This window comes from Streptomyces sp. GL_140, from assembly GCF_057834465.1.
This window is the reverse complement of the sequence record NZ_CM174404.1, coordinates 2,324,959-2,346,631: the sequence shown is the minus strand read 5'-3', so window position 1 is coordinate 2,346,631 and position 21,673 is coordinate 2,324,959. Positions and strand designations below refer to the sequence as shown.

Here is a 21,673-nt window from a genome sequence, read left to right as displayed (position 1 = left end):
GGGACCCCTCATACGGTCCGCACAACGGTGTGCGGAACTCTGACACCGCGCCCGCCATGTCCCCGACCAGGGATGGCGGGCGTTGTGGCGTTCCGGGGGGTTGGGATGATCGGGGCATGGATGTCGAGTTGAGGGCCCCGCGGGTGGGCGAGGTCGAGGTCGTCGCCGAGTTGAAGGCCGTCGTGATGCGCGACGACCTGGAGCGGCTCGGGCGGTACGACGAGGTGCGGGTGCGACAGCGGCTGCGGGACGAGTTCTCGGATGTGTACTCCTCGGTCATCGTGAGGGGGGAGGACGTCGTCGGGTCCTTGACCGTGCGGCCCTACGGGGGCGGGCTCAAGGTGGAGCACCTGTACCTGGATCCCCGCCACCAGGGGCGGGGGATCGGGTCGCGGGTGCTGCGCGAGGTGCTCGCGCGGGCCGACGCGGAGGGCGCGGAGGTGCGGCTCACCGTGTTGCGGGGGAGCGCCGCCCGGGGGCTCTACGAGCGGTACGGGTTCGTGGTGGAGACGGAGGACCCCATAGACGTCCACATGGTGCGGGTTCCTGCCGTCTCGGCCTAGCGCGGTCCGGGGGCGGGGACCTCACCCCGTGCGGCGGGCCGTCAGGGCGGCCAGGGCCGAGCGGGTGGTGACGCCCGTCTTGCGGAAGATGTGCGACAGGTGGGTGTCTACCGTGCGGGGGCTGAGGTAGAGGCGGGCCGCGATGGCCGGGGTGGTCAGGCCCTCCGTCACCAGGGCGGCGATCTGCCGTTCGCGCGGGGTGAGATGGGGGAGGGGAGAGGCGGGTGGGGACGGGCTCGGGGTTGGCGGGGGTGGGGGGAAGAGGTCCGCCAGGCCGGTGAGGAGGCGGGCTCCGCCCGTTTCCGCCAGACGGCGGCCGTGGTGCCACAGGGACGAGGCTTCGGCCGGGTCGCCTGCCTGGGCCCGTAAGGAGGAGCCGATCAGCAGGGCCTGGGCCTCCCAGAGGGTCGCGCCCGAGCGGCCGGCCTCCTCGGCCGCCAGGGCGTAGAGGTCCGCCGCCCGTCCCGGCTCGCCGCGCCCCGCCAGTAACTGGCCCGCGCTGCGCAGCGCCGAGGACCGCTGCGCGGGCAGCCCGAGCCGCTGCGCGTCCGCCGTGGCCAGCCGCGACCAGGCCTCCGCGTCGGCCAGGTCGCCAGTGGTGACGGCCGCCGTGATCAGGGCTTCGAGGAACAGCGGACGCATCGTCGGCTGCAGGCGGGCCAGCCCCGGACCGCCGCCCGCCCGCAGCATCGCGGACCGGGCCCGCCGGGGGTCGCCGGCGTGCAGGGCCGTGTAACTCAGCACGCACCAGGCGAGCGAGGCCCACCAGCTGCTCCGCCCCCCGCACCGCGCCACGGCCTCCTCGGCCACGGCCAGCGGGCTGCCGTCGCCCGGAGGCAGGGCCGCGAGCAGCACTTGCGCCTTGTTCGCCAGGACCAGCGCGAGGAGTTCGTCGCTGCCGATGCCCCGGGCGATGCTCTCCGCCTCGTCGACCAGCTCCAGCGCCGGGAGCATCCGGCAGGTGTTCATGTGGACGATCGCCTTGCACAGCAGCAGGTGCGGCAGGAGGTGGAGCGGGCCCACGCGGCGGGCGAGGGCCAGGCCGCGGTCGGCGTGCCGATGCGCGTCCGCGTACCGCTCCAGATAGAACTCCGTCCAGCTCAACCGTGCCAACGGCTCGCACAGCTCCGCGAGTTCCCGGTCGCTGAGCGCGTCCACCCGGGCCCCGGCACGGTCGGTCAGGGTCCGGGCGGTCACCAGGTCGCCCCCGTACGTCTCCCCGAGCGCGCTGATCGTCAGCGCCCACGCCTCGGCCGGCTCGTTGCCCAGGTGCCGGGCCAGGTCCAAGGTGCCCCGTACGTCCTCCCGCACCTCGTCGTAGGGCAGCGCGTGCGGTGCCGACGAGCCGAGTTCGAGACCGAGGGCGAGCGCGTCCGCCGGCCGGGGGGCGGGTCGGCGGGCCAGTTCGCGGCGGAGCAGGGCGACCGCGGACCCGTAGTTCCCGAGGTGGCGTTCCATCGAGGCGCAGAGGGTGGCGGCGCTGGCGCGCAGCCCGCCGTCCTCGTCGGATCCGGGCCGCGCCATCAGCTCGTGGAGCAGGTCCCGGCTCTGCCGCAGCTCCCCGCACACGCCGAGGGCCCGCGCCCGGCGCAGCAGCAGTTCCCGCCGCTGCGCCCCGTGCTCAGCGGTGTCCGGCAGCACCCGGAGCACCACCCCCAGCCAGTGCGCACAGCTCGCGGGGGCGGTGGTCTCCGACTGCCCGGCCGCCTCCAGCAGGACCGCGGCCGCCTGAGGGTCCCAGCCGGTCAGAGCCCGCTCGACGTGGTGGGCCCGTACGGAGGCACCCGCGCCCGCACCGGCCAGCGCGGCGGCGGCCCGCCGGTGCATGTCGGTGCGGCGCCGGTGCTCGGTGTTCTCGTGCACCACGGTCCGCAGCACGGGGTGGCGCAGCGACCAGCTCCCGCCGGGGCCCCGCCGCAGCAGGTCCCGGCCGGCCAGCACCGCGAGGTCGGCGTCGAGCGCGCCGGGGTCGGGCGGGCCGGGGTCGGGCTCCGACGTGGCGAGGGTGCGCGCCAGCAGCGGCGCGGTGGCGTGGTCGCCGAGCACGGCGACGGCCTCGGTGGTACGCCGCTGCGTGTCCGTGAGCGGGGTCAGCTCGTCGAGCAGTAGGGCGGCGAGGCCCCCCGACGGCAGGGAGGGGCCGTCGCCCTGGCCCTGGAGCAGGGCCAGGAAGTAGAGCGGGTTGCCCTCGCTGGCCGCGTACAGCCGGGCGGCGCGCACGGGCGGCAGCTCCGGGGCGAGCTGCTCCACGCAGGCCCGTTCGCCGAGGGGGCCGAGGTCCAGGCGCAGTACGGCGCCGGTGTCGACGCCCCGGGTGAGTGCGGCGGTCAGGGACGGTGAGGTCTGGCGGTCGCGGCGGGCCACGATGATGGTCACGGGCGCGCGCAGGGGATGGCGTACCAGGTGGTCGAGGAGCTCCAGGGAGGCCGGATCGGCCCAGTGGAGGTCGTCGAGGGCGATGAGCAGGCCGCCGCCGTGACCACGGGCGAGCCCTCGGCCGCCCTCCCCGCTCCGCCGGTTTCCTCCGGCGTCCTCGCCGTCCCCGCCGGCTTCGGCCAGCTCCGTGAGCAGCCGGGCGGCCGCCCGGTGGACGGCGAACCGGTCCAGTGGGGCGCTCCGCCCGGCGCCCGGGTCCGTCGCCACCCCGTGCAGGACGGGGGCCACCGAAAGGTCCGCGCCCTTCTCCCGCAGCAGTTCCGGATCCAGGTCGGCGAACGCGTCGGTGAACAGCCGGAAGGGGATGTGCCGTTCGTACTCGGTGGCCCGGCCGCGCAGGACCGTCAGCCCGCGGCCGCGGGCCCGCCGGCACACCTCGGTCAGCAGTCTGCTCTTGCCCATGCCCGCCGGGCCCGTGAGGTCGACGACGCCCGGCGATCCGCCGTGCCCGTCGCCCGCTTCCCCGATCGCCTCGTCCAGCCGGTCCAGCTCGGCCCCCCGGCCGACCAGCGGAGTCCTGCCCACCATGACGCCTCCCCGGATGTCCGGTACCCGGATTCGGTGCCGGGGATGCGTAAGCGGACTCGGGGAAGTGGGGCACGCCTCCGCGCCGCCCGGCACGGAAACGCACCCCACCTCCCCGAGACCGCTTAGGCGGTTCTACGGATGCCGCTGCCGGAGCCTGGCTGCGAGCATCGGAAGTGATCCCGGCCGTGCCTGACGTGGAGGCCTGATGCGCCGATTACGTGTGTTCGCCGTACCTTTCCTGACCCTCCCGGTGCTCCTCGTGGCCGGCTGCTCGGGCTCGGGCAGCGGCCTGCCCCTGGGGGCGGGCGGGGCCGCGCCCTCGGCGGCGACCCCGTCCGCGTCCGCCCTCCCGACCCCGAGTCCGACCCCCACTCCGAGCCCGTCGCCGACCCCGGCGCCCGCGCCCACCACGCCGTGCACGGTCACGGCCGGGCTGGACACGAAGGGGATGACCGCCTACCTCAAGGCGCTGCGGGCCAGCGACCGGCAGGAGGCCTCGTCCTCCTCGGCGCTCTTCATGACCGACACCGGGGTGTACCTCCGGCTCAAGGACGCGCAGCGCCCCTGCGACGCGGTCCCGGTGAAACTCAGCCACTTCCGGGTCGACATGGCCCACTCGGCGACCAAGGCCGGGTACGCGTTCACGTACGCCCCGATCAGTACCGTCACGATCACGGTCGGCCCGGGTGACGGCAAGGCGCCGGGCAGCGTGCCCCCGCCGCCGTCGGGGTGCGCCGGCACGCTGTCGGTGGTCTACGTGGGCGAGGCGCTCGCCGAGGGAGACCTGCCCGAGCACCTCCAGTTGCCGAGCGCCGACTCCACGCTGGACTGGACGCTGGCCGACGTCTCCGTGGACCGGGTGCTGGACGCGGTCTTCAAGCCGCCGCCCGGGGTGAAGTCCTGCTGACCATCGCGAAGGGGGACGGGGGACGGGGAGGGGCCGGTGGGGCGGTGCGCCGTGGGGGTGCGCACCGACCCACCGGCCGGGCTACCCACCTGTATTGACTATTAGTCAATACAGGCCCACCCTCTGGGCGAGCCGTCGTCGTCTTTGGTGTGGGAGGTCGTCCCGTGCGTACCGATGAGGAAATGGGCCGGTTGAGCGGTGAGTTGGCGGGTGCCCGGCCCCCCGCCTCGTTCGAGGAACTGGACGCCGGGGAGCTCGCGCGGCTCGCCGGGGCACTGAAGGCGGAACGGGCGCGCCAGGCCGAAGGGCTGAACCGGGCCGCCGAGGAAGCGCTCAAGCTGGTCCCCGCCCTCGCGCGCGGGGCCGTACGCAAGGTGCTGTTCCGGTGAGCCGCGCCGAAGTGGAGAAGATCGCCCGGCTGGTGGGGGTGGACGCCGGGGAGCTCGGCTTCCTGCGCGGGCTGCCGGACGAGGACGTACGGACGTTTCGGGAGCAGGTCAGCGGCGTACTGAACGACGGCGCCCCCGAGATGCTCGACCGGATCGCCGCCGCGACCAAGCTCGTACCGGCCGGGGTCGCGGCCGCCATCTCGCAGAAGGCGCTCGGGCCCCGGCTCGCGGCCGGGGTGGCCGGCCGGCTGGAGTCCGGGCGGGCCGCCGACATCATCGCGAAACTGCCCGTCTCCTTCACCGCCGAGGCCTGCGGGCACCTGGACCCGAGGAAGATCGCCGGGATCGTCGACCGGCTCGACGAGGGACTCGTCGTGCGCATCGCCGTCACCCTCGCCGAGAACCGCGACCACCTCACCATGGGCCGCTTCGTCGGGCACATGAGGGACCAGGTGCTCCGCCGGATCCTGGAGCAGGTGGACGACGCGGCGGTGCTGCGCGCCGGGTTCTACGTCGACCTGCCCGAGCGGCTGCCCCGGATCCTGGAGCTCATGGGCGACGACCGGCTCGCCGCAGTGGTGCGGGCCGCCGCGGCCGAAGGGCTCTGGGAGGAGGCCCTCGGCGTCGCCGCGATGGTCGGCGGGGAGCAGCGGCTGCGGATCGCCGAGCTCACCGCCCGCCTCGGCGGGGCCGAACTCGATTCGCTCGTGCGGGTGACGCATGCCGAGGGGCTGTGGGAATCCCTGCTCCCGCTCGTCGCGCTGCTCGGGGAGGACGACCGGCTCGCCGTGGCCCGGCTGGACTCCCTGCGGGACCCGCAGGTGCTGACCGGAGTGGTACGGGCCGTAGTGGCGACCGCACTGTGGGGCGAGTTCCTGCCGCTGGTCGGGGTGCTGCCCGAGGAGGGCCGCAAGGTGGTGGCCGACGCCGCCGCCGGGCTGGGCGACGCGGAACTCGAAGGACTCGTGCGCGAGGTCGACGAGCAGGACCTGTGGGAACTGGTGCTGCCGCTCGTCGAGCTCATGGACGAGGCGGGCAAGGAGCGCGTCTTCGCGCTGCCCGCCTTCCAGGACCGGCAGGAGTAAGGGGACGCCTGCCGGGCCGGACGGGCCGGTCGCGGGGCTCCTCCGCTGGGAGGAGGGGCCCCGCGGTCCGCGGTCCGGGCGTGGATCCGGCCCGCGGTCGGGGCGGGGGCGGGTCCGGGGGCGGGTCCGGGTCCGGGGGTCAGCGCTCGGCGGCCGGGACCAGGCCGGGGGAGAACCGGTACGACACGGCCTCCATCAGCGGCTTGCGCTTGGTGTTGTGGAAGGCGGCGATCCGCCACTGCCCGTCGTCCTCGCGGACCAGTGTGTAGGTCTGGATCTTGCCGAGCTTCTCCGGGCGCCTGCCTTTGTAGGTGTCCCCGCGGCCGTTCACCACGGCGACGCCGGGCCCGTGGAAGCGGATGTCGAGGATCTCGTCGGCCAGCCGGGTGCCCTTGAGGAAGCCCGCGAAGAGCGTGCGGTGGCTCTCCACGATGTCGCGGCGCCCCTGGTAGAAGGTGCCGACGTAGGTGATGTACGAGGCGTCCTCGGTGAACAGGTCCCCGTACGCCTCGGCGTCGTGGCGCTCCCAGGCGGTGACGAGGCGGTCGAGCACGGTCTGGACGGAGGCGACGGACTCGCTGGTGGACTGCATGACGGACCACTCCCCATTGGTTAGACTGAAGCAGATACTGAGTGAAGGCAGTATCTGCATGCGTGCAGATATAAATGTAGGAGGCGGTCGGGAGAATGGCAACAGGCAGTGGTGACCAGGACGCGCACACGGTCTTCCGGCAGTACCTGGACGCCGTCGGCCTCCAGGGCCTGGCCAGCGCAGAGGCGTCCGGCCTGCACACCTCGGAGTGGTACGCCCTCAGCCTCATCACCCTGGAGGGCGGCCTGTCCTCCGGTGAGCTCGCCACCCGCACCGGATTGACCACGGGCGCGACCACCCGGCTCATCGACCGCCTCGAACGGGCCGGGTACGCCCGCCGGGCCGCCGATCCGGGCGACCGGCGCCGGGTCATCGTGGAGCCCGTACCGGACGCGCTGGACCGGATCGAGGACGTGGTCGGTCCGGCCCGACGGCACATCGCGGCGGTGATCGGCTCCTACTCCCCGGAGCAGCAGGCCCTGCTCTTCGACTACTTCGCCCGCGCCGCGCCCGCGTTCCGCGCGGCCACGGAGGAGATCCGCGGCAACACCGCGACGCGGCGTGCCAAGAGCCGCCCGGCGGCGGGCTGACCCAGGGGCCGGTACTCCGACGGCGGGACGACCCGCCGGCCGGCACTTCCGCCCGGCCGCGGGCCGACCCGCCCGCCGGTACCGCCGCCCGGCCGCACCCCGTACCGCCGTCCCGTCAACAGCGGGCCCGCGCCTTCTCGTGCCTCTGAGTCAACACCGCGGCCTTCTGGTAACAGTGGGTCACATGCTCCCCTCCCACATGATGTTGAGCTGCCTGCTGGGCGCCGCGCTGCTCGCTCCCGTCCCGGTCGGAGCCGCGGACGGTCCCTCCGCCACCGGCGCCCGCACCTCGGACGGCCGCCCCGTCGACTACCTCGGGCTGCACCTCACCGTCCCCGACGACTGGCGGGTCGTCGACCTCGAGCGGAACCCCGACGCCTGCCTGCGCCTCGACCGGCCCACCCTCTACCTCGGGCGCGCCGGCACCCAGGGCGACTGCGGAGCGGCCCGCGCCGTCGCACCCCGCGCCGACACCCTGCACCTGGAGCCCCTCGACGGGGCCCCGCCGCGCGCCGACATCCCGACCGTCGGCGCGGACGAGGGCGAACCCCTGCCCAAGGTCCGGGGCGACAGCAACGAGATCCGCTACACCCTGCGCCGCGCCGGGGTGATGGCCACCGTCTCCTACGGGGCCACGCCCGAGACCGTACGAGGAGTGCTCGGCAGGGCCCGGACGCTCACCCCACCCACCCGTCCGGCCCCCGCCGAGCCGGTCGTCGCGCCCGGCCCGGGTCCCCGTGCCGCCGCCCAGGGTCCCTACACCGGCGAGGGCTTCGACGCCTGCACCGCCCCCACCCAAAGGGCCATGAACGCCTGGAAGCAGGATTCGCCCTTCGGCGCGGTCGGCATCTACATCGGCGGCCGGGCCCGCGCCTGCGCCCAGCCGCAGCTCACCGCCGGGTGGGTGGCCCGGCAGGCCGCCGCGGGCTGGCACCTGATGCCGATCTGGGTCGGTCCCCAGCCCTGGCACAGCTCCTCCACCGGGCTCTCCACCGACCCCTCCGAGGCCACCGACCAGGGCACGGCCGCCGCCGACGGCGCCGCCCAGGCGGCCACCGCGCTGGGCCTGGCCGCGGACACGGTCCTCTACAACGACCTGGAGAACTACACCGACCGGGCCACCTGGGACGGCCCGGTCGTCTCCTACCTCACCGCCTGGACGGTGCGGCTGCACGAACTGGGCTACCGCGCGGCCGCCTACGTCTCGGCGAGCTCCGGGGCCAAGGCGCTGAGCGCCCACTACGCCCAGGCCCCGGACGCCATGCCCGACGTGCTGTGGGTGGCCCGCTGGAACCTGTCGACCTCGGTCGCCGACGCCGACCTCGGACTGTCCGCCGGCACCCAGCAGTGGTCGGGCGCGCGCCGGGCCCACCAGTTCCGGGGCGACCACGACGCCACGTACGGGGACGTGACGATCAACATCGACCGGAACTGGGTGGACGTCGACCCCGCGGTCCTGAAGAAGGCCCGCCCGCACCTGAGCTGACTCAGGCCGGGGTGTCCTCGCGGGCCGGCTCGTCGTCATTGCCCCGGCGGATGGTGCGCAGACCGCCCGCCGGGGTCCACGACCGCACCACCAGGTCATCGTCCTCGACACCGACGTGGACCACCTCCGTCAGCTCCGCGCGGAAGAGGTCGAAGGGGTGCGGGCTGTCGGTCTCCTCCGCCTCCTCCGCGTACCGGTGGAGCTCGGGCTGCTCCACGATCTCGATCGCACGCCCGGAGATCCGTACGTCCCCGTCCGGCATCTTGTCCCCCTCGCCCGGGTTGGTGTGCAGGGCGAAGCGCGGGTCCCGGCGCAGGTCCTTGCCCTTCATCGAACCCGGCATCATGCCCAGCCACAGCTCGCCGCCGCGGATCTCCACGTTGAGCCCGGTGGCGCGCGGGGATCCGTCCTTGCGCAGGGTCGCCAGGACGTGGTGGGGGAACTGCGCGAAGCGCGCCCGGACGGCCGCCGCGAATTCCGGTTCCGCCTTCTCGAATACGGCCCAGTTGTTCGTCGTCATACGTCCATCAAAGCGCGGGGCACCGACAACCGCCGGTCAGGCGCGCACGATGCCCGCCGCGCGGGCCGCCGCCAGCCATGCCGGGAACTCGGCGACCAGACGGTCGTAGAGCTCCGGGTCCGTGACGGTCCGCGGGTCCGGGCCGGCGTGGAAATAGCCGGCGTTGTCCACGGGCCGCTTCGCCGGGACGGGCAGTTCGTCGAGCCGCCGCAGGAAGTCGAACTGCGAGCTGCGGGTGTTCCCGAAGCCGACGAACTGCCAGAAGATCGGCAGCCGGGCCGCCTTGCACAGGTACCTCTCGGCGGCGAGCTTGTTGATGGGCCCGCCGTCCGTCTGGAAGACGACGAGCGCGGGGGCGGCCGACCCCGAATCCAGGTAGTGGTCGATGACCGCGTCCATGGCCGCGTGGTAGGCCGTCTTGCCCATGTGGCCCAGCCCGGCGGCGATCTCGGTGACCCGCCCCTCGTGGTCGGCGAGGGAGATCTCCTCCAGCGCGTCGACCTCCGTGGAGAAGAACACGACGGGTACGCGGGCGTCGTCGTCCAGGTGCGCCGACAGCCCCAGCACCCGGTCCGCGAGGGCCTGCACGCTGCCGTCCTGATAGTACGGGCGCATCGACCCGGAGTAGTCCAGGACCAGGTACACGCAGGCCCGACCGCCCTCCAGACCGTGTTTGCGGAGCGAGACCCCGGCGCTCTTGTAGAGGCTCACCAGCGCCGGAGCGCTCTCTTCGACCTTCCGGAGGTCCACCGCACTGCCCGTCATGGGCCCGAGGGTACGGGAAGCGGCCTCCGGGCCGGCCGGGCCCGCCGGGCCGCGTTCACCCGGCCGGAAGGAACCCCAGCCGGGCCGCCAGCCGTTCACGGTGTGCGGACGGCGGGCCGAAGAGCCGGGCCGAGCCGTGGGCCCGTTTGAAGTACTCGTGCGCCTCGTGCTCCCAGGTGATGCCGATCCCGCCGTGCAGCTGGATCATCTCGCCCGCCACGTAGGCGTAGGCCTCCGAACAGCCCGACTTGGCCGCGGCGGCCAGGTCCGGGGCGGCGTCGGCGGCGGCCGCCGCGAAGGCGAGCGAGCGGGCGCTCTCCACTGCGGTGTGCATGTCGGCCAGCCGGTGTTTGACCGCCTGGAAGGAGCCGATGGGCCGCCCGAACTGCACCCGGTCCTTCGCGTACCGGACGGTCGTCTCCAGGGCCCGCGCCGCGGCCCCCGCCTGCTCGGCGGCGAGCGCCGTGCAGGCCAGGTCCCGGACCCGGTCGAGGACGGCCGCGCCGTCGGCCGACAGCAGCCGCGCCGGGGTCCGGTCCAGGGTCAGCTCCGCGAGGGGCCGGGTGGTGTCCATGGTGGCCCGTACGGTGAAGGACGCGGGCGCGGAGTCGAGTTCGAAGAGGCCGAGCCGGCCCTTGCCCTGGCCGGGCTCGGTGCGGGGTTCGGTGGCCGGTCGGTGGCCGTGTCCGGCGGATGGGTCCATGACGGCGAAGGCCAGCAGCAGGGACGGCTCGGTCGGGCCGGCCAGCACGTACCGCTTGGTGCCCGTGAGCAGCCAGGCCGAGCCGTCCGGCTCGGCCCGGGCGGCCAGATCGCCAGCCTCCCAGCCGCCCTCCTCAGCCCAGGCCAACGCTCCCACGACCGTTCCCTCCGCCAGCGCGGGCAGGTGCCGCGCGCAGGCCTCCCGGTCCCCGGCCGCGAGCAGCGCCGCCACGGTCAGCACCGCCGAGCCCAGGTACGGTACGGGGCTCAGCGCGCGCCCCAGCTCCGCCATGACCAACCCGACTTCGGTGGTTCCGCAGCCCAGGCCGCCGTACTCCTCGGGCACCGCCAGCGCGGCCGCGCCCACCTGGGCCGTCAGCGGGGCCCAGGCCTCGTGGCCGGGATGCCGGGCCAGGACCGCCCGTACCGCGTCGCGCAGTTCCTCCAGTTCCGGCGGCTCCGGGGCGGGCGCCGGGCCCAGTACCGCACCGAGGCCGTTCATGCCGACTCCCCTCGCGCCGCACGGCGCAGCTGTGTCTTCTGCAGTTTGCCGCCGGCGTTGCGCGGGAGCTCGTCGAGCAGGGTGAACCTGCGCGGCACCTTGAAGTTGGCCAGCCGCTCCCTGGTCCAGGCGGTCAGCTCGGCGGCGGTGACGGGCCCGGTGGTGACCACGTAGGCCACCCCGATCTCGCCGAGCCGCTCGTCGGGGGCTCCGACCACCGCCGCGTCGGTGATGGCCGGGTGGGTCAGCAGCACGTTCTCCACCTCCGCCGGATAGGCGTTGAAGCCGCCGACCACGTACATGTCCTTGAGCCGGTCGGTGATGGCGAGGTAGCCGCGGGCGTCGAGGACGCCGATGTCCCCGGTGCGCAGCCAGCCGCCCGGCAGCACGGCGTCGGCGGTGCTCGCCGGATCGTCCAGGTAGCCGGGGGTGACGTGGTAGCCGCGGACCTGCACCTCGCCCGGTTCCCCGGCGGGCAGCACCTCGCCGAGCGGCCCGGCGATCCGCACCTCGGTGTCGGGCAGCGGCAGCCCGACGGTGTGGGCGAGGGTCCGGGCGTCGGCGTCGGTGGGGCACACGGAGACGACCCCGCCGGACTCGGTGAGCCCGTAGGCGGTGAACACGTCGGGGGCGCCCAGTTCGGCGCGGATCTCCTCGACGAGGGAGGTGGGCACGGAGGCGGCGCCGGTGCCGGCCAGCCGCAGCGCGGACAGGTCGTGGGCGGCGCGTTGCGGGTGACGGATCAGGCCGTGGAAGACGGTCGGCGGACCCATCAGGCAGGTGACGCGCTCGGCGGCCATGCGGTGCAGGATGCGGTCGGCGTCGTAGACCGCCTCGGGGAGCATGGTGACGCCGCGCAGCAGGCAGGCGAGCACCCCCGCCTTGTAACCGAAGGTGTGGAAGAAGGGGTTGACCAGCAGGTACCGGTCGCCGGGGCGCAGGGTGACGAGCCCCGACCAGGAGGCGTAGAGCCGGACGGTCTGGCCGTGGGTGGTCATGACCCCCTTGGAACGGCCGGTGGTGCCGGAGGTGTAGAGGATGTCGCTGATGTCCTCGGGGCGTACGGCGGCCGCGCGCGCGGCCCGTTCGGCGTCGGGGACGGCCGTCCCGGCGAGCAGGTACGCGTCCCAGCCGGTGGCGGGCGGTCCGCCGGCACCCTCGGCGGCGCCGCGCAGGATCACGGTGGAGGCGAGCGCGCCCAGGTCCTCGCCGGAGGCGTGCAGGTCGCGGGCGTAGTCGGTGCCGAGGAACCCGCGCTCGGTGAACAGCACGCGGGCGCCGCTGCGCCGGATGATGTCGGCGGCTTCGGCGGGCTTGTAGCGGGTGTTGACCGGAACGAGGACGGCGCCGACACCCACCGCGCCGAGCGCGGCGGTGATCCAGTGGCGGCTGTTGGGAGCCCAGATCGCGACCCGGTCGCCGGGCCGGATGCCATGGGCGAGGGCGGCGCGGGCCGAGGCGGCTGTCTCCTCGGCGAGCCGGGCGAAGGTCCAGCGGACCTCCCCGTCGACGAGCGCCTCGCGCTCCCCGTACGCGGCGGCGGCGTACCCGGGGAGCCCGGCCAGGCTGGCGGGCAGGGGAAGTTGCGGGGGCTGTTGCGGAGGCAGTGGTGGGAGCACCTGCGGGGTCTGGCGGGGGCCGGACATGAACCCTCCCTACTTGACGAGCGAGCGTGGGCGGTATCCAATCACAGGTGTTTCGGTTAGGCATATACCTAGTAGGAATCACGTGATCTGGAGGCCACCATGCCGACCCTCACCACCGCCGCGGACATGAAGTCCGCCCTCTCCAGCTTCTGCACCGGCGTCGCCGTCATCACGGCGCGCCGGGCCGACGGCCGTCCCGTCGGGATGGCCGTGCAGTCCTTCTCCTCCGTGTCCCTGGACCCGCCGCTGGTCTGCTTCTGCCCGGCCCGCACGTCCACCACCTGGCCGCGGATCCAGGCCGCCGGAGCCTTCGCCGTCAACATCCTGGCCGCCGACCAGCAGGACCTGTGCCGCCGGTTCGCCGTCACGGGCGGGGACAAGTTCGGCGGCGTCGCCTGGCGCTCAGGCGGCAACGGCGCACCCCTGCTCGACGGGGCCCTGGCCACCGTCGAATGCGATCTGGAGGCCGTCCTGGACGGCGGCGACCACGCCATCGCGCTGGGCAGGGTCACCGCCCTGACCGCGCACCGCGAGGGCGCGCCGCTGCTCTACTTCCGGCGCACCTACGGGCGCTTGCCGGATGCGTCGGGTGCGTCGGAGGCGTCCTCGGTGGCGTCCGGAGCATCGTCGGGGGCGCCCTCGGAGGCGTCCGGGGCGCCGGGCTTCGCCGGGGCGGCCGCGCGCCGGCTCTCCAGCTCCTCGATGTCGTCGAGCATGGCGGCGGCGAGGTCGCGCTCGGAGGCGTAGTACCGCTCCGCCCACTTGAGGGTGAGCGTCGGGTACGCCCAGGACGCCTCGTCCTTGGCCCCGTCCGCGTCGGCCACCGCGCGCCGCCGCATCTTCTCCGCGAACTCCTGGTGGCGTGCCAGGACTTCGCGCATCTGCTCGGGCTCCAGAAGGTGGCCGAGCCACAGCCGCAGCATCGGCCCGTGCTTGAGCACCGGGGGGTCGACGGGGGCCTCGCGCGCCCATTCCCGTACGGCCGCCATGCCCTCGTCGGTGATCCGGTACACGCGCTTGTCGCGGGTCCCGGTCTCCTGGGCGACCATCCGGGAGGAGGCGTAACCGGCCTTCTCCAGTCGCTTGAGCTCGCTGTAGATCTGGCTGAAGGACGGGCTCCAGTAGAAGAAGCGCAGGGACCAGTCCGACCACTTCTTCAGGTCGTAACCGGAGAGCTCCTCTCCGAAGGAGAGCAGCCCGAGCACCGCCCAGCTGGTCGCCGGGAGCGTGCGCTTGTTCGTCTCGTCTGCCGCCTGTTCTGCCACGCAGCGCAGTCTACGACCGCTCTTCGCGGCGCCTCTTCCTCCAGCGCTATATAGCTGCTAGAAGTATTCCTATTAGAAATACATCGTTCACATGCCGTGCCCCGCACGGCTGGGAGGTTCTCTGTGAAGTTCTCGATGATCTTCGAGGCGCAGCTCGTCGACCCGACCCCCGAACGCGAACGCCAGGTCATCCACGACTGCGTCGAACAGGCCGTGTTCGCCGAGGAGATGGGCTTCGACCGGATCTGGGCGGTCGAACACCACGCCCTCACCCAGTACGCGCACATGAGTGCCTCCGAGATCTTCCTGACCTGGGTCGCCGCCCGGACGAAGAAGATCCGCATCGGGCACGGCGTGGTCACCATGCCCTTCGGCTACCAGCACCCCGTGCGCGTGGCCGAGCGCGCCGCCATGCTCGACGTGCTCTCCGGCGGCCGCGTGGACATCGGCGCCGGTCGCGGCGCCACCCGCCAGGAGATGTCCATGTACGGGGTCAGGCCCGAGGACACCTACCCGCAGATGGAAGAAGCCCTGCGGATCTTCTCCTCGGCCTGGCGCGAGGAGAAGTTCGAGTGGCACGGCTCCATCGACATAGGCCCCGGCGCGATCCTGCCCCGCCCCGTCCAGGACCCGCACCCGCCGCTCTTCATGGCCTGCTCCAAGCACGACACCCTCAAGCTCGCCGCCGAACTGGGCATCGGAGCACTGGTGATGGGCTTCGCCGGCGCCGACGACGTCCGCGAGATGCGCAAGGTCTACGACGAGGCCATCGCCACCCGCACCGGCGAGCGCCTCGTGTCGAGCGAGGTCAACGACCACCTCTCCGCCCTCTGCCCCACCATCGTCCTCGACGACGCCGAACGCGCCCTGCGCCTCGGCACGCGCGGCCAGCGCTTCTTCGCCGAGTCCATCGCCCACTGGTACGGCAACGCCCCCGAGCCCACCGGCTACTCCGACGAGGAGACCGCCGAGGACCACGTGGCGGCGCTGGAGAAGAGCCGGGGCGAGCTCGTCGCCAGGCTCCACGAGGCGAACATCCCGGCCCGCCCCGTCGACACGGGCACCTACAACGCCGAGCACGCCTACGGCAACGCCCAGAGCGCCATCGCCTACGTCGAGCAGCTGCGCGAGATCGGCGTCGACGAGGTGATGTGCCTGATCCAGATGGGTACCGTCCCGCAGGAGGCCTGCATGGAGACCATCCGCCAGTGGGGCGAGACGGTCATCCCGCACTTCCGCGCGCTGGAGGGCTGAGCCGTGGTGTCCTTGGACGGGAAGGTCGTCGTCATCACCGGAGCGGGCCGCGGCCAGGGCGCGGCCGAGGCCCGGCTGTGCGCGGAGGCCGGGGCGCGGGTCGTCGTCACCGACATCCGGGAGGACGAGGGCCGGGCGGTCGCCTCCTCGCTCGGCGACCAGGGCCTCTACGTACGGCACGACGTGGCCGACGCCGAGAGCTGGGCGGAGGTCGTCCGCGAAGCCGTGCGCGCCTTCGGCATTGTCTCGGCGCTGGTCAACAACGCGGCCCTGTGGCGCACCGCCCACGTCGAGGAGCAGAGCGCCGCCGGGTTCGAAGCGCTGCTACGGGTCAACCTGCTCGGGCCCTTCCTCGGCATCCAGGCGGTGGCCCCGGTCCTACGGGCCGGCGGAGGCGGCTCGATCGTCAACATCTCCTCCACCGCCGGCCTGGTCGGCATCCCGGGTCACGCGGCCTACGGATCCACCAAGTTCGGGCTGCGCGGCCTGACGAGGTCGGCGGCGCTGGACCTGGCGGGGGACCGGATCAGGGTCAACTCGGTCCATCCGGGGGCGATCGACACCCCGATGGTCGCCGAAGCGGTCGCGGGCCGGGACTGGTCGCACGTGCCGCTGGGGCGGATGGGGCGGCCCGAGGAGGTCGGGGAGCTGGTCCTCTTCCTCTGCTCGGACGCGTCCTCGTACATCACGGGCACGGAGTTCACCGTCGACGGCGGGATGACGACGAAATGAGCGGCTCTTCGCTCTCCCCCGAGGCGCGGCGGCTGTGCGACGCGATGGCGGCCGCCTTCCCCGGCCCGGGGGACCCGGCGGCCCTGCGGGCGGCGGCGTCGGCGGGCGGCGCCCCGGCCGGTGTGGAAGTGGCCTCGGTACGGGACGCGGTCGCGGACGGGGTCCCGGTCCGGATCTACGACCCGGCGCCGGGCACCACAGGCCGCCCCCTGACCCTCTACCTCCACGGCGGGGGCTGGGTGATGTGCGGCCTCGACACCCACGACGCGCTGTGCCGGACCCTGGCCGCCGCCTCGGGCGCGGTGGTGGTTTCCGCGGACTACCGCCTCGCCCCCGAACACCCCTGGCCGGCGGCGCCCGACGACGCGCTGACCGTCCTGCTGTGGGCCCGCGCGCGGGCCGCGGAACTGGGCTGCGACCCGGCCCGCCTGATCGTCGCGGGGGACTCCAGCGGGGGCAACCTGGCCGCCGTGACGGCGCTGCGGGCCCCCGAACTGGTCGCCGGCCAGCTCCTCTTCTACCCGCCCCTGGACGCCTCGATGGAGTCCGGCTCGGTGGCGGAGTTCGCGCGGGACCACTTCCACACGGCGGCCCACATGGCCTGGTACTGGGACCAGTACGGAGGCGAACCCAACCACCCGCACGTCTCGCCGCTCCGGGCCCCCGACGTCTCGGCGCTGCCCCGCACGCTGCTGGTTCTGGCGGACTGCGACGTACTGCGGGACGAGGGCCTGGCGTACGGGCGCCGGCTGGGCGAGGCGGGCGTGGACTGCGCCGTCCACCTGGTCCCCGGGGTCTTCCACGGCTTCCTGGGCCTGCCCCTGCCGGCCTCGGCGGCGGCACTGGCGGCGGCGGGGGCATGGCTGGCGGCGACGAAGTGAAGGGGCGGGGCGGCCGGATTCGAACCGGCGTCCTCCTCCATGTTGTGTAGGCGCACTACCTCTGTGCTACGACCCCGCCTTGCCGTGGATCTTAGCCGGGCCCCGGGCGGGCGCGCACAGGGATATCCCCTGCATGATGTGCACATGCCCAAATCCGTACGGGGAGCCGTGCTGCGCAACTCCCTCGCCCTCGCAGCCGAGTTCGCCGCCGTCCTGCTGATGCGCGGCCCCGCGCCCCACTGGATCCCGGTCATGCTCGCCCTGGTCGCCCTCGTGTCGGGGCTGCCGCACGGCACCGAGGCCGAGTTCGTCCCGCGCATCCTGCTCGCGATCGGCGCGGTGCTGATCGCGCTGACGGGCAGCCACGCGTGGGACGAGCACGCGCTGCGCGCCAACGGCAGGGCGGAACGCGTGGTCGAGGCCGGGGGGCGCCTGCGCACGGAATCCGGCCGCGACCTGGGCCCACTGCCGGGCATCGGCGCGGGCGGGTACAACGGCCTGACGGTCCTCGTGGACCCGCACGGCCCGGCCTGGCAGTGGAGCGACGTGCGCGAGGCGGAACCGGTGTTCTGGGAGGCCGCGACCGGCGGCCTCGTCCTGATCCAGACGGTCTCCCTGACCCGCCTCTCCCGCCGCCGCACCTCCTGAAACCGGCTGGCCGGCTGCGGGGATGCTGCCTACGCTGCGCCCGGACCCCTGGGGCTCCGCCCCAGACCCCGCGCCTCAAACGCCGGCGAGGCTGGATCAGGCCGGCGGGCCTGGATTTGTCCGGTGGGAGCAGGGCCGACGGGTTTCGAAGGTGTGCCTGGTGGGTCGGGGACGCCGCGGTTGTGAGTCGAGGCCGAGCGGGCACCGCGGCTCGTACTGTCCGACTCCGAAAGGCTCCGCGAGCCGAGACGAACATCCGCGGCGGCACCGGCCCGCCAACGAAGCCGGGTCAGCCCCGCCGGCGTTGTGAGGCGCGGGGGTCCGGGGGCAGCGCCCCCCGGCAACGGCGCCGCACGCGGAAGCGGCGCAACCCCCGCCCCCCGGGCGGGCCAGGTCAGAGCCGCTCGATGATCGTCACGTTGGCCTGGCCGCCGCCCTCGCACATCGTCTGGAGGCCGAAGCGGCCGCCCGTGCGCTCCAGTTCGTGCAGGAGCGTGGTCATCAGCTTCACGCCCGTCGCCCCCAGGGGGTGACCCAGTGCGATCGCGCCGCCGTTGACGTTCACCCGCGCCGGGTCCGCTCCGGTCTCCTTCAGCCAGGCCAGCACCACCGGCGCGAACGCCTCGTTGATCTCCACCAGGTCGATGTCCGACAAGGACATGCCGGTCTTCTTCAGCGCGTACGCCGTCGCCGGGATCGGCGCCGACAGCATCCGGATCGGGTCCTCGCCGCGCACCGACAGGTGGTGGATGCGGGCGCGCGGGCGCAGGCCGTGCTCGCGGACCGCACGCTCGGAGGCCAGCAGCATCGCCGCCGCGCCGTCCGAGACCTGGGAGGAGACCGCCGCCGTGATGGTGCCGCCCTCCATGACGGGCTTGAGTCCCGCCATCTTCTCCAGGGTCGTGTCGCGGCGCGGGCCCTCGTCCGTGGTCACGTCCCCGAAGGGGACGATCTCGCGCTCGAAGCGGCCCTCGTCGATCGCGCGCAGCGCCCGCTGGTGGGACTGGAGGGCGAAGTGCTCCATGTCCTGGCGCGAGATCCCCCACTTCTCGGCGATGAGCTGCGCGCCGTGGAACTGGTTGACGGGGGAGTCCCCGTACCGGGCCCGCCAGCCCGCCGAGCCCAGGTAGGGGCCCTCCGTGAAGCCGAGCGGCTCCGCCGCCTGCCGCGAGGCGAAGGCGATCGGGATCATCGACATGTTCTGGGTGCCGCCCGCGACCACCAGGTCCTGGGTTCCCGACATGACGCCCTGGGCCGCGAAGTGCACGGCCTGCTGCGAGGATCCGCACTGGCGGTCGATGGTCACGCCCGGGACCTCCTCCGGGAGCCCCGCCGCCAGCCAGGCCGTCCGCGCGATGTCCCCCGCCTGGGGGCCCACCGTGTCGAGGCAGCCGAACACCACGTCCTCCACGGCCGCCGGGTCGATCCCGGACCGTTCGACGAGCGCCTTCAGGACGTGCGCCCCCAGGTCGGCGGGGTGGACCTCGGACAGGCCGCCCTTGCGCCGCCCCACGGGGGTGCGTACCGCTTCGACTATGTAGGCCTCGGGCATCGGAACTCCTCAGGGATATAAGGGGGTTACGTACGTGTGGCGATCCCGTCCAGCACCATCGACAGGTACTGGCGGGCGATCTCCTCGGGGCTGTGCCGGCCGCCCGGCCGGTACCAGGACGCCGCCACCCACACCGTGTCGCGCACGAAGCGGTAGGTGAGGCGGATGTCCAGGTCGGCGCGGAAGACCTCGGCGGCGACCCCGCGTTCCAGCGTCCCCAGCCACGCCTTCTCGAACTTGACCTGCGAGTCGGAGAGGTAGTGGAAGCGGGGCTGGACCGACAGGTGCCGCGATTCCTTCTGGTAGATGGCGACGGCGGCGCGGTGCCGGTCGATCTCCCGGAACGATTCGGTGACGAGGGCCTCGATGGTCTCCCTGGGCCCGAGACCGGAGGCGAGGACGGTGTCGTACCCCTCCCACAGCTCGGTCAGGAAGGCGGAGAGGATCTCGTCGAGCATCGATTCCTTGGAATCGAAGTGGTAGTAGAGGCTGCCGGCGAGCATCCCCGCGGCGTCGGCGATCTTCCGGACGGTGGTGGCGTTGTAGCCCTGCGCGGCGAACACCTCGGCGGCGATGCCGAGGAGTTCACGCCGGCGCTCGGGCGAGGCCGTCACCTGCTGCTTCTTCTTGTTCGTTGGCACGGGCCCATTCTGGGCCTACGCGTGCTGACTGCTGACCGACACGGTCTCGCCCGTCATGTACGAGGAGTACCCGCTGGCCAGGAAGACGACGACGTTGGCGACCTCCCACGGCTCGGCGTACCGGCCGAAGGCCTCCCGGGCCGTCAGCTCGCGCAGCAGCTCCTCGCTGGTGACCTTCACCAGGTGCGGATGCATGGCCAGACTCGGCGCGACCGCGTTGATCCGTACGCCGAACTCGGCCGCCTCCAGCGCCGCGCAGCGGGTCAGCGCCATCACCCCGGCCTTGGCGGCGGCGTAGTGGGCCTGCCCGGTCTGGGCGCGCCAGCCGATGACGGAGGCGTTGTTGACGATGACCCCGCCCGCGCCCCCGCTGGCGGCCCGGAAGGACCGCATCGCGGCGCGCGTGCACCGGAAGGTGCCGTTCAGCGTGACGTCGAGGACCCGGGACCACTGTTCGTCGGTCATGTCGACGAGGTTCGCGGTCCCGCCGAGGCCGGCGTTGTTGACGACGATGTCGAGCCTGCCGTGGGTCTGCTCGGCGAGCGCGAACAACGCCCCCACCTGCTCCTCGTCGGTGACGTCGCAGGGCAGCGAGGCGACGCGGTCGGCCCCGAACTCCGCGGCGAGCGCTTCCTCGCTCTCCTTGAGCCGCCGTGCGTGCGCGTCGCCGATGACGATGCGCGCGCCCTCCTCCAGGAAGCGGCGGGCGGTGGCCCCGCCGATCCCGGCCCCGGCCGCCGCGGTGATCACGGCGGTGCGGTCCTTCAGCAGCCCGTGCCCGGCCACGTACTGCGGTGCGCTCCCGAGTCCGTTCCCGCGTGCGTTCATACCCGTACCCCCTTGGGAAGGCCGAGGATCCGCTCGGCGACGATGTTGCGCTGGATCTCGTCCGAGCCCGCGTAGATGGTGTCGGAGCGGGAGAAGAGGAAGAGCCGCTGCCAGTCGTCGAGGTCGTACGGGTCCCCGTGCGCGCCGGCTGCGAGGAGCGAGGCCGCGCCGCACACGTCCATGGCGAGTTCGCCCAGGTCCCGGTGCCAGCGGGCCCAGTACAGCTTGGCCGTGGAGGGGGAGACGGCCGTCCGCTGGGCGGAGGCGCGCATGGTCTCCAGGCCGATCCAGGCCCGGACGAGCCGGTCGCGGATCAGCGGATCGGCCATCGCGCCGTTGCGCTTCGCCACCGCCGCCAGGGTTTCGAGCTCGCGGCGGAAGCCGACCTGCTGGCCGAGCGTGGAGACGCCGCGTTCGAAGCCGAGGGTGGCCATGGCGACGGCCCAGCCCTCGCCGGGTGCGCCGACGATGTGGGAGGCGTCGGTGCGGGCTGCGTCGAAGAAGACCTCGTTGAACTCGGAGGTCCCGGTCAGCTGCGTGATGGGCCGGACCTCCACCCCCTCCTGGTCCATCGGGACCAGGAGGTAGGACAGGCCTGCGTGGCGCCGGGATCCCGGCTCGGTGCGGGCCAGGACGAAGCACCACTGGGACTCGTGGGCGAGGGAGGTCCAGATCTTCTGGCCGTCCACCACCCAGGCTCCGTCCACCAGGGCCGCCCGGGTGCGCACGCCCGCCAGGTCCGATCCGGCGTCGGGCTCGCTGTAGCCCTGGCACCACAACTCCTCCACGGCCCGGATGGGCGGCAGGAAGCGGCGCCGCTGCTCCTCGGTGCCGTGGGCGATCAGGGTGGGGCCCAGGAGCTGTTCGCCGATGTGGCCCACGCGTGCGGGGGCGTCGGCGAGGGCGTACTCCTCGTGGAAGGCGATCTGCTGCTCGGTGCTCGCGCCGCGGCCGCCGTACTCGACGGGCCAGCCGACGCAGGTCCAGCCGTGGGCCGCCATGTGCCGCTCCCAGGCGAGGCGTTCGGCGAAGGCCTCGTGCTCCCGGCCCGGTCCGCCGCGGCCCTTGAGGGCGGCGAACTCGCCGGTGAGGTGGGCCTCCAGCCAACTCCGAACCTCGATGCGGAACTCCTCGACGCTGCTCATGGCGGTACGTTAACCT

At 73.5% G+C, this 21,673-nt stretch carries 21 protein-coding genes, 1 tRNA gene and 1 pseudogene; 11 read left to right on the top strand and 12 right to left on the bottom strand.

All coding sequences use genetic code 11. The features are described 5' to 3' along the window. Window positions 1-116 precede the first annotated feature (116 nt). Window positions 117-563, top strand: a complete 447-nt coding sequence (locus AC3IYJ_RS11015) for a GNAT family N-acetyltransferase (RefSeq protein WP_489401128.1) — start codon at window positions 117-119, stop codon at window positions 561-563. Window positions 564-584: 21 nt separating this feature from the next. Here the strand turns inward: AC3IYJ_RS11015 and AC3IYJ_RS11010 are convergent, their stop codons facing one another. Further along, window positions 585-3,527, bottom strand: a complete 2,943-nt coding sequence (locus tag AC3IYJ_RS11010) for an AAA family ATPase (protein WP_489401127.1) — start codon at window positions 3,525-3,527, stop codon at window positions 585-587. A 205-nt stretch (window positions 3,528-3,732) separates the two neighbouring features. Here AC3IYJ_RS11010 and AC3IYJ_RS11005 point away from each other — a divergent pair, with 205 nt between their 5' ends. The 3 genes from AC3IYJ_RS11005 to AC3IYJ_RS10995 all read left to right on the top strand — a co-directional run bounded on the left by AC3IYJ_RS11005 (window position 3,733) and on the right by AC3IYJ_RS10995 (window position 5,908). Continuing rightward, complete coding sequence (locus AC3IYJ_RS11005; protein ID WP_489401126.1) at window positions 3,733-4,434, top strand: hypothetical protein; 702 nt, start codon at window positions 3,733-3,735, stop codon at window positions 4,432-4,434. 164 nt (window positions 4,435-4,598) lie between these two features. Continuing rightward, the gene (locus AC3IYJ_RS11000) at window positions 4,599-4,823 is read left to right on the top strand and encodes a hypothetical protein (RefSeq protein WP_489401125.1); all 225 of its coding nucleotides are present in this window, start codon (window positions 4,599-4,601) and stop codon (window positions 4,821-4,823) included. Continuing rightward, complete coding sequence (locus AC3IYJ_RS10995) at window positions 4,820-5,908, top strand: hypothetical protein (RefSeq protein WP_489401124.1); 1,089 nt, start codon at window positions 4,820-4,822, stop codon at window positions 5,906-5,908. The genes AC3IYJ_RS11000 and AC3IYJ_RS10995 overlap by 4 nt, the downstream gene beginning before the upstream one ends. A 139-nt stretch (window positions 5,909-6,047) precedes the next feature. Here AC3IYJ_RS10995 and AC3IYJ_RS10990 read toward each other — a convergent pair whose 3' ends face one another. Continuing rightward, window positions 6,048-6,500, bottom strand: coding sequence for an SgcJ/EcaC family oxidoreductase (locus AC3IYJ_RS10990; protein ID WP_489401123.1), 453 nt, complete (start codon window positions 6,498-6,500; stop codon window positions 6,048-6,050). Between the two features lie 95 nt (window positions 6,501-6,595). Here AC3IYJ_RS10990 and AC3IYJ_RS10985 point away from each other — a divergent pair, with 95 nt between their 5' ends. Both AC3IYJ_RS10985 and AC3IYJ_RS10980 read left to right on the top strand, forming a co-directional pair. Then, window positions 6,596-7,090 (top strand): MarR family winged helix-turn-helix transcriptional regulator, encoded by a 495-nt coding sequence (locus AC3IYJ_RS10985; RefSeq protein ID WP_489401122.1) that lies wholly within the window; start codon window positions 6,596-6,598, stop codon window positions 7,088-7,090. Between the two features lie 184 nt (window positions 7,091-7,274). Further along, window positions 7,275-8,576, top strand: coding sequence for a DUF1906 domain-containing protein (locus AC3IYJ_RS10980; RefSeq protein WP_489401121.1), 1,302 nt, complete (start codon window positions 7,275-7,277; stop codon window positions 8,574-8,576). Window position 8,577: 1 nt separating this feature from the next. On the opposite strand, the gene AC3IYJ_RS10975 is transcribed toward AC3IYJ_RS10980, so the two are convergent. The 4 genes from AC3IYJ_RS10975 to AC3IYJ_RS10960 are packed head-to-tail and all read right to left on the bottom strand — an operon-like array spanning window position 8,578 to window position 12,711. Further along, window positions 8,578-9,096: a pyridoxamine 5'-phosphate oxidase family protein gene (locus AC3IYJ_RS10975; protein WP_489401120.1), complete on the bottom strand. Its 519-nt coding sequence runs from the start codon at window positions 9,094-9,096 to the stop codon at window positions 8,578-8,580. Between the two features lie 36 nt (window positions 9,097-9,132). Further along, window positions 9,133-9,861, bottom strand: a complete 729-nt coding sequence (locus tag AC3IYJ_RS10970) for a VWA domain-containing protein (RefSeq protein WP_489401119.1) — start codon at window positions 9,859-9,861, stop codon at window positions 9,133-9,135. Between the two features lie 55 nt (window positions 9,862-9,916). After that, window positions 9,917-11,065 (bottom strand): acyl-CoA dehydrogenase family protein, encoded by a 1,149-nt coding sequence (locus tag AC3IYJ_RS10965; protein WP_489401118.1) that lies wholly within the window; start codon window positions 11,063-11,065, stop codon window positions 9,917-9,919. Further along, window positions 11,062-12,711 carry a FadD3 family acyl-CoA ligase gene (locus tag AC3IYJ_RS10960; RefSeq protein WP_489401117.1) on the bottom strand — a complete coding sequence of 550 codons (1,650 nt, stop codon included), beginning with the start codon at window positions 12,709-12,711 and terminating at the stop codon, window positions 11,062-11,064. Before AC3IYJ_RS10960 ends, AC3IYJ_RS10965 begins: the two co-directional genes overlap by 4 nt. Before the next feature lie 99 nt (window positions 12,712-12,810). Between AC3IYJ_RS10960 and AC3IYJ_RS10955 the strand changes: the two are divergent. Next, a pseudogene (locus tag AC3IYJ_RS10955) lies at window positions 12,811-13,227 on the top strand (flavin reductase family protein); the annotation flags it as partial. Between the two features lie 47 nt (window positions 13,228-13,274). Here AC3IYJ_RS10955 and AC3IYJ_RS10950 read toward each other — a convergent pair. Further along, window positions 13,275-13,985, bottom strand: coding sequence for a helix-turn-helix transcriptional regulator (locus AC3IYJ_RS10950; RefSeq protein WP_489402771.1), 711 nt, complete (start codon window positions 13,983-13,985; stop codon window positions 13,275-13,277). Between the two features lie 114 nt (window positions 13,986-14,099). On the opposite strand from AC3IYJ_RS10950, the gene AC3IYJ_RS10945 reads away from it, so the two are divergent. The 3 genes from AC3IYJ_RS10945 to AC3IYJ_RS10935 are packed head-to-tail and all read left to right on the top strand — an operon-like array spanning window position 14,100 to window position 16,843. Then, window positions 14,100-15,230, top strand: a complete 1,131-nt coding sequence (locus tag AC3IYJ_RS10945; RefSeq protein ID WP_489401116.1) for an LLM class flavin-dependent oxidoreductase — start codon at window positions 14,100-14,102, stop codon at window positions 15,228-15,230. 3 nt (window positions 15,231-15,233) lie between these two features. Then, window positions 15,234-15,962 carry an SDR family NAD(P)-dependent oxidoreductase gene (locus AC3IYJ_RS10940; RefSeq protein WP_489401115.1) on the top strand — a complete coding sequence of 243 codons (729 nt, stop codon included), beginning with the start codon at window positions 15,234-15,236 and terminating at the stop codon, window positions 15,960-15,962. Continuing rightward, entirely contained in the window at window positions 15,959-16,843 is an 885-nt protein-coding gene (locus AC3IYJ_RS10935; protein WP_489401114.1) for an alpha/beta hydrolase, read from the top strand. The genes AC3IYJ_RS10940 and AC3IYJ_RS10935 overlap by 4 nt, the downstream gene beginning before the upstream one ends. A gap of 3 nt (window positions 16,844-16,846) precedes the next feature. On the opposite strand, the gene AC3IYJ_RS10930 is transcribed toward AC3IYJ_RS10935, so the two are convergent. Continuing rightward, window positions 16,847-16,921: transfer RNA gene (locus tag AC3IYJ_RS10930), tRNA-OTHER, on the bottom strand. Between the two features lie 66 nt (window positions 16,922-16,987). Between AC3IYJ_RS10930 and AC3IYJ_RS10925 the strand changes: the two genes are divergently transcribed. After that, window positions 16,988-17,491 carry a hypothetical protein gene (locus tag AC3IYJ_RS10925; protein ID WP_489401113.1) on the top strand — a complete coding sequence of 168 codons (504 nt, stop codon included), beginning with the start codon at window positions 16,988-16,990 and terminating at the stop codon, window positions 17,489-17,491. Between the two features lie 394 nt (window positions 17,492-17,885). Here AC3IYJ_RS10925 and AC3IYJ_RS10920 read toward each other — a convergent pair whose 3' ends face one another. From AC3IYJ_RS10920 to AC3IYJ_RS10905, 4 genes are read right to left on the bottom strand one after another with little or no spacing between them, the layout of a single operon-like run. Continuing rightward, complete coding sequence (locus tag AC3IYJ_RS10920; protein ID WP_489401112.1) at window positions 17,886-19,043, bottom strand: acetyl-CoA C-acetyltransferase; 1,158 nt, start codon at window positions 19,041-19,043, stop codon at window positions 17,886-17,888. A gap of 26 nt (window positions 19,044-19,069) precedes the next feature. After that, the gene (locus AC3IYJ_RS10915; RefSeq protein ID WP_489401111.1) at window positions 19,070-19,684 is read right to left on the bottom strand and encodes a TetR/AcrR family transcriptional regulator; all 615 of its coding nucleotides are present in this window, start codon (window positions 19,682-19,684) and stop codon (window positions 19,070-19,072) included. Window positions 19,685-19,699: 15 nt separating this feature from the next. Then, window positions 19,700-20,512: an SDR family oxidoreductase gene (locus AC3IYJ_RS10910; RefSeq protein WP_489401110.1), complete on the bottom strand. Its 813-nt coding sequence runs from the start codon at window positions 20,510-20,512 to the stop codon at window positions 19,700-19,702. Then, window positions 20,509-21,657 (bottom strand): acyl-CoA dehydrogenase family protein, encoded by a 1,149-nt coding sequence (locus AC3IYJ_RS10905; protein WP_489401109.1) that lies wholly within the window; start codon window positions 21,655-21,657, stop codon window positions 20,509-20,511. Before AC3IYJ_RS10905 ends, AC3IYJ_RS10910 begins: the two co-directional genes overlap by 4 nt. Window positions 21,658-21,673: the final 16 nt, after the last annotated feature.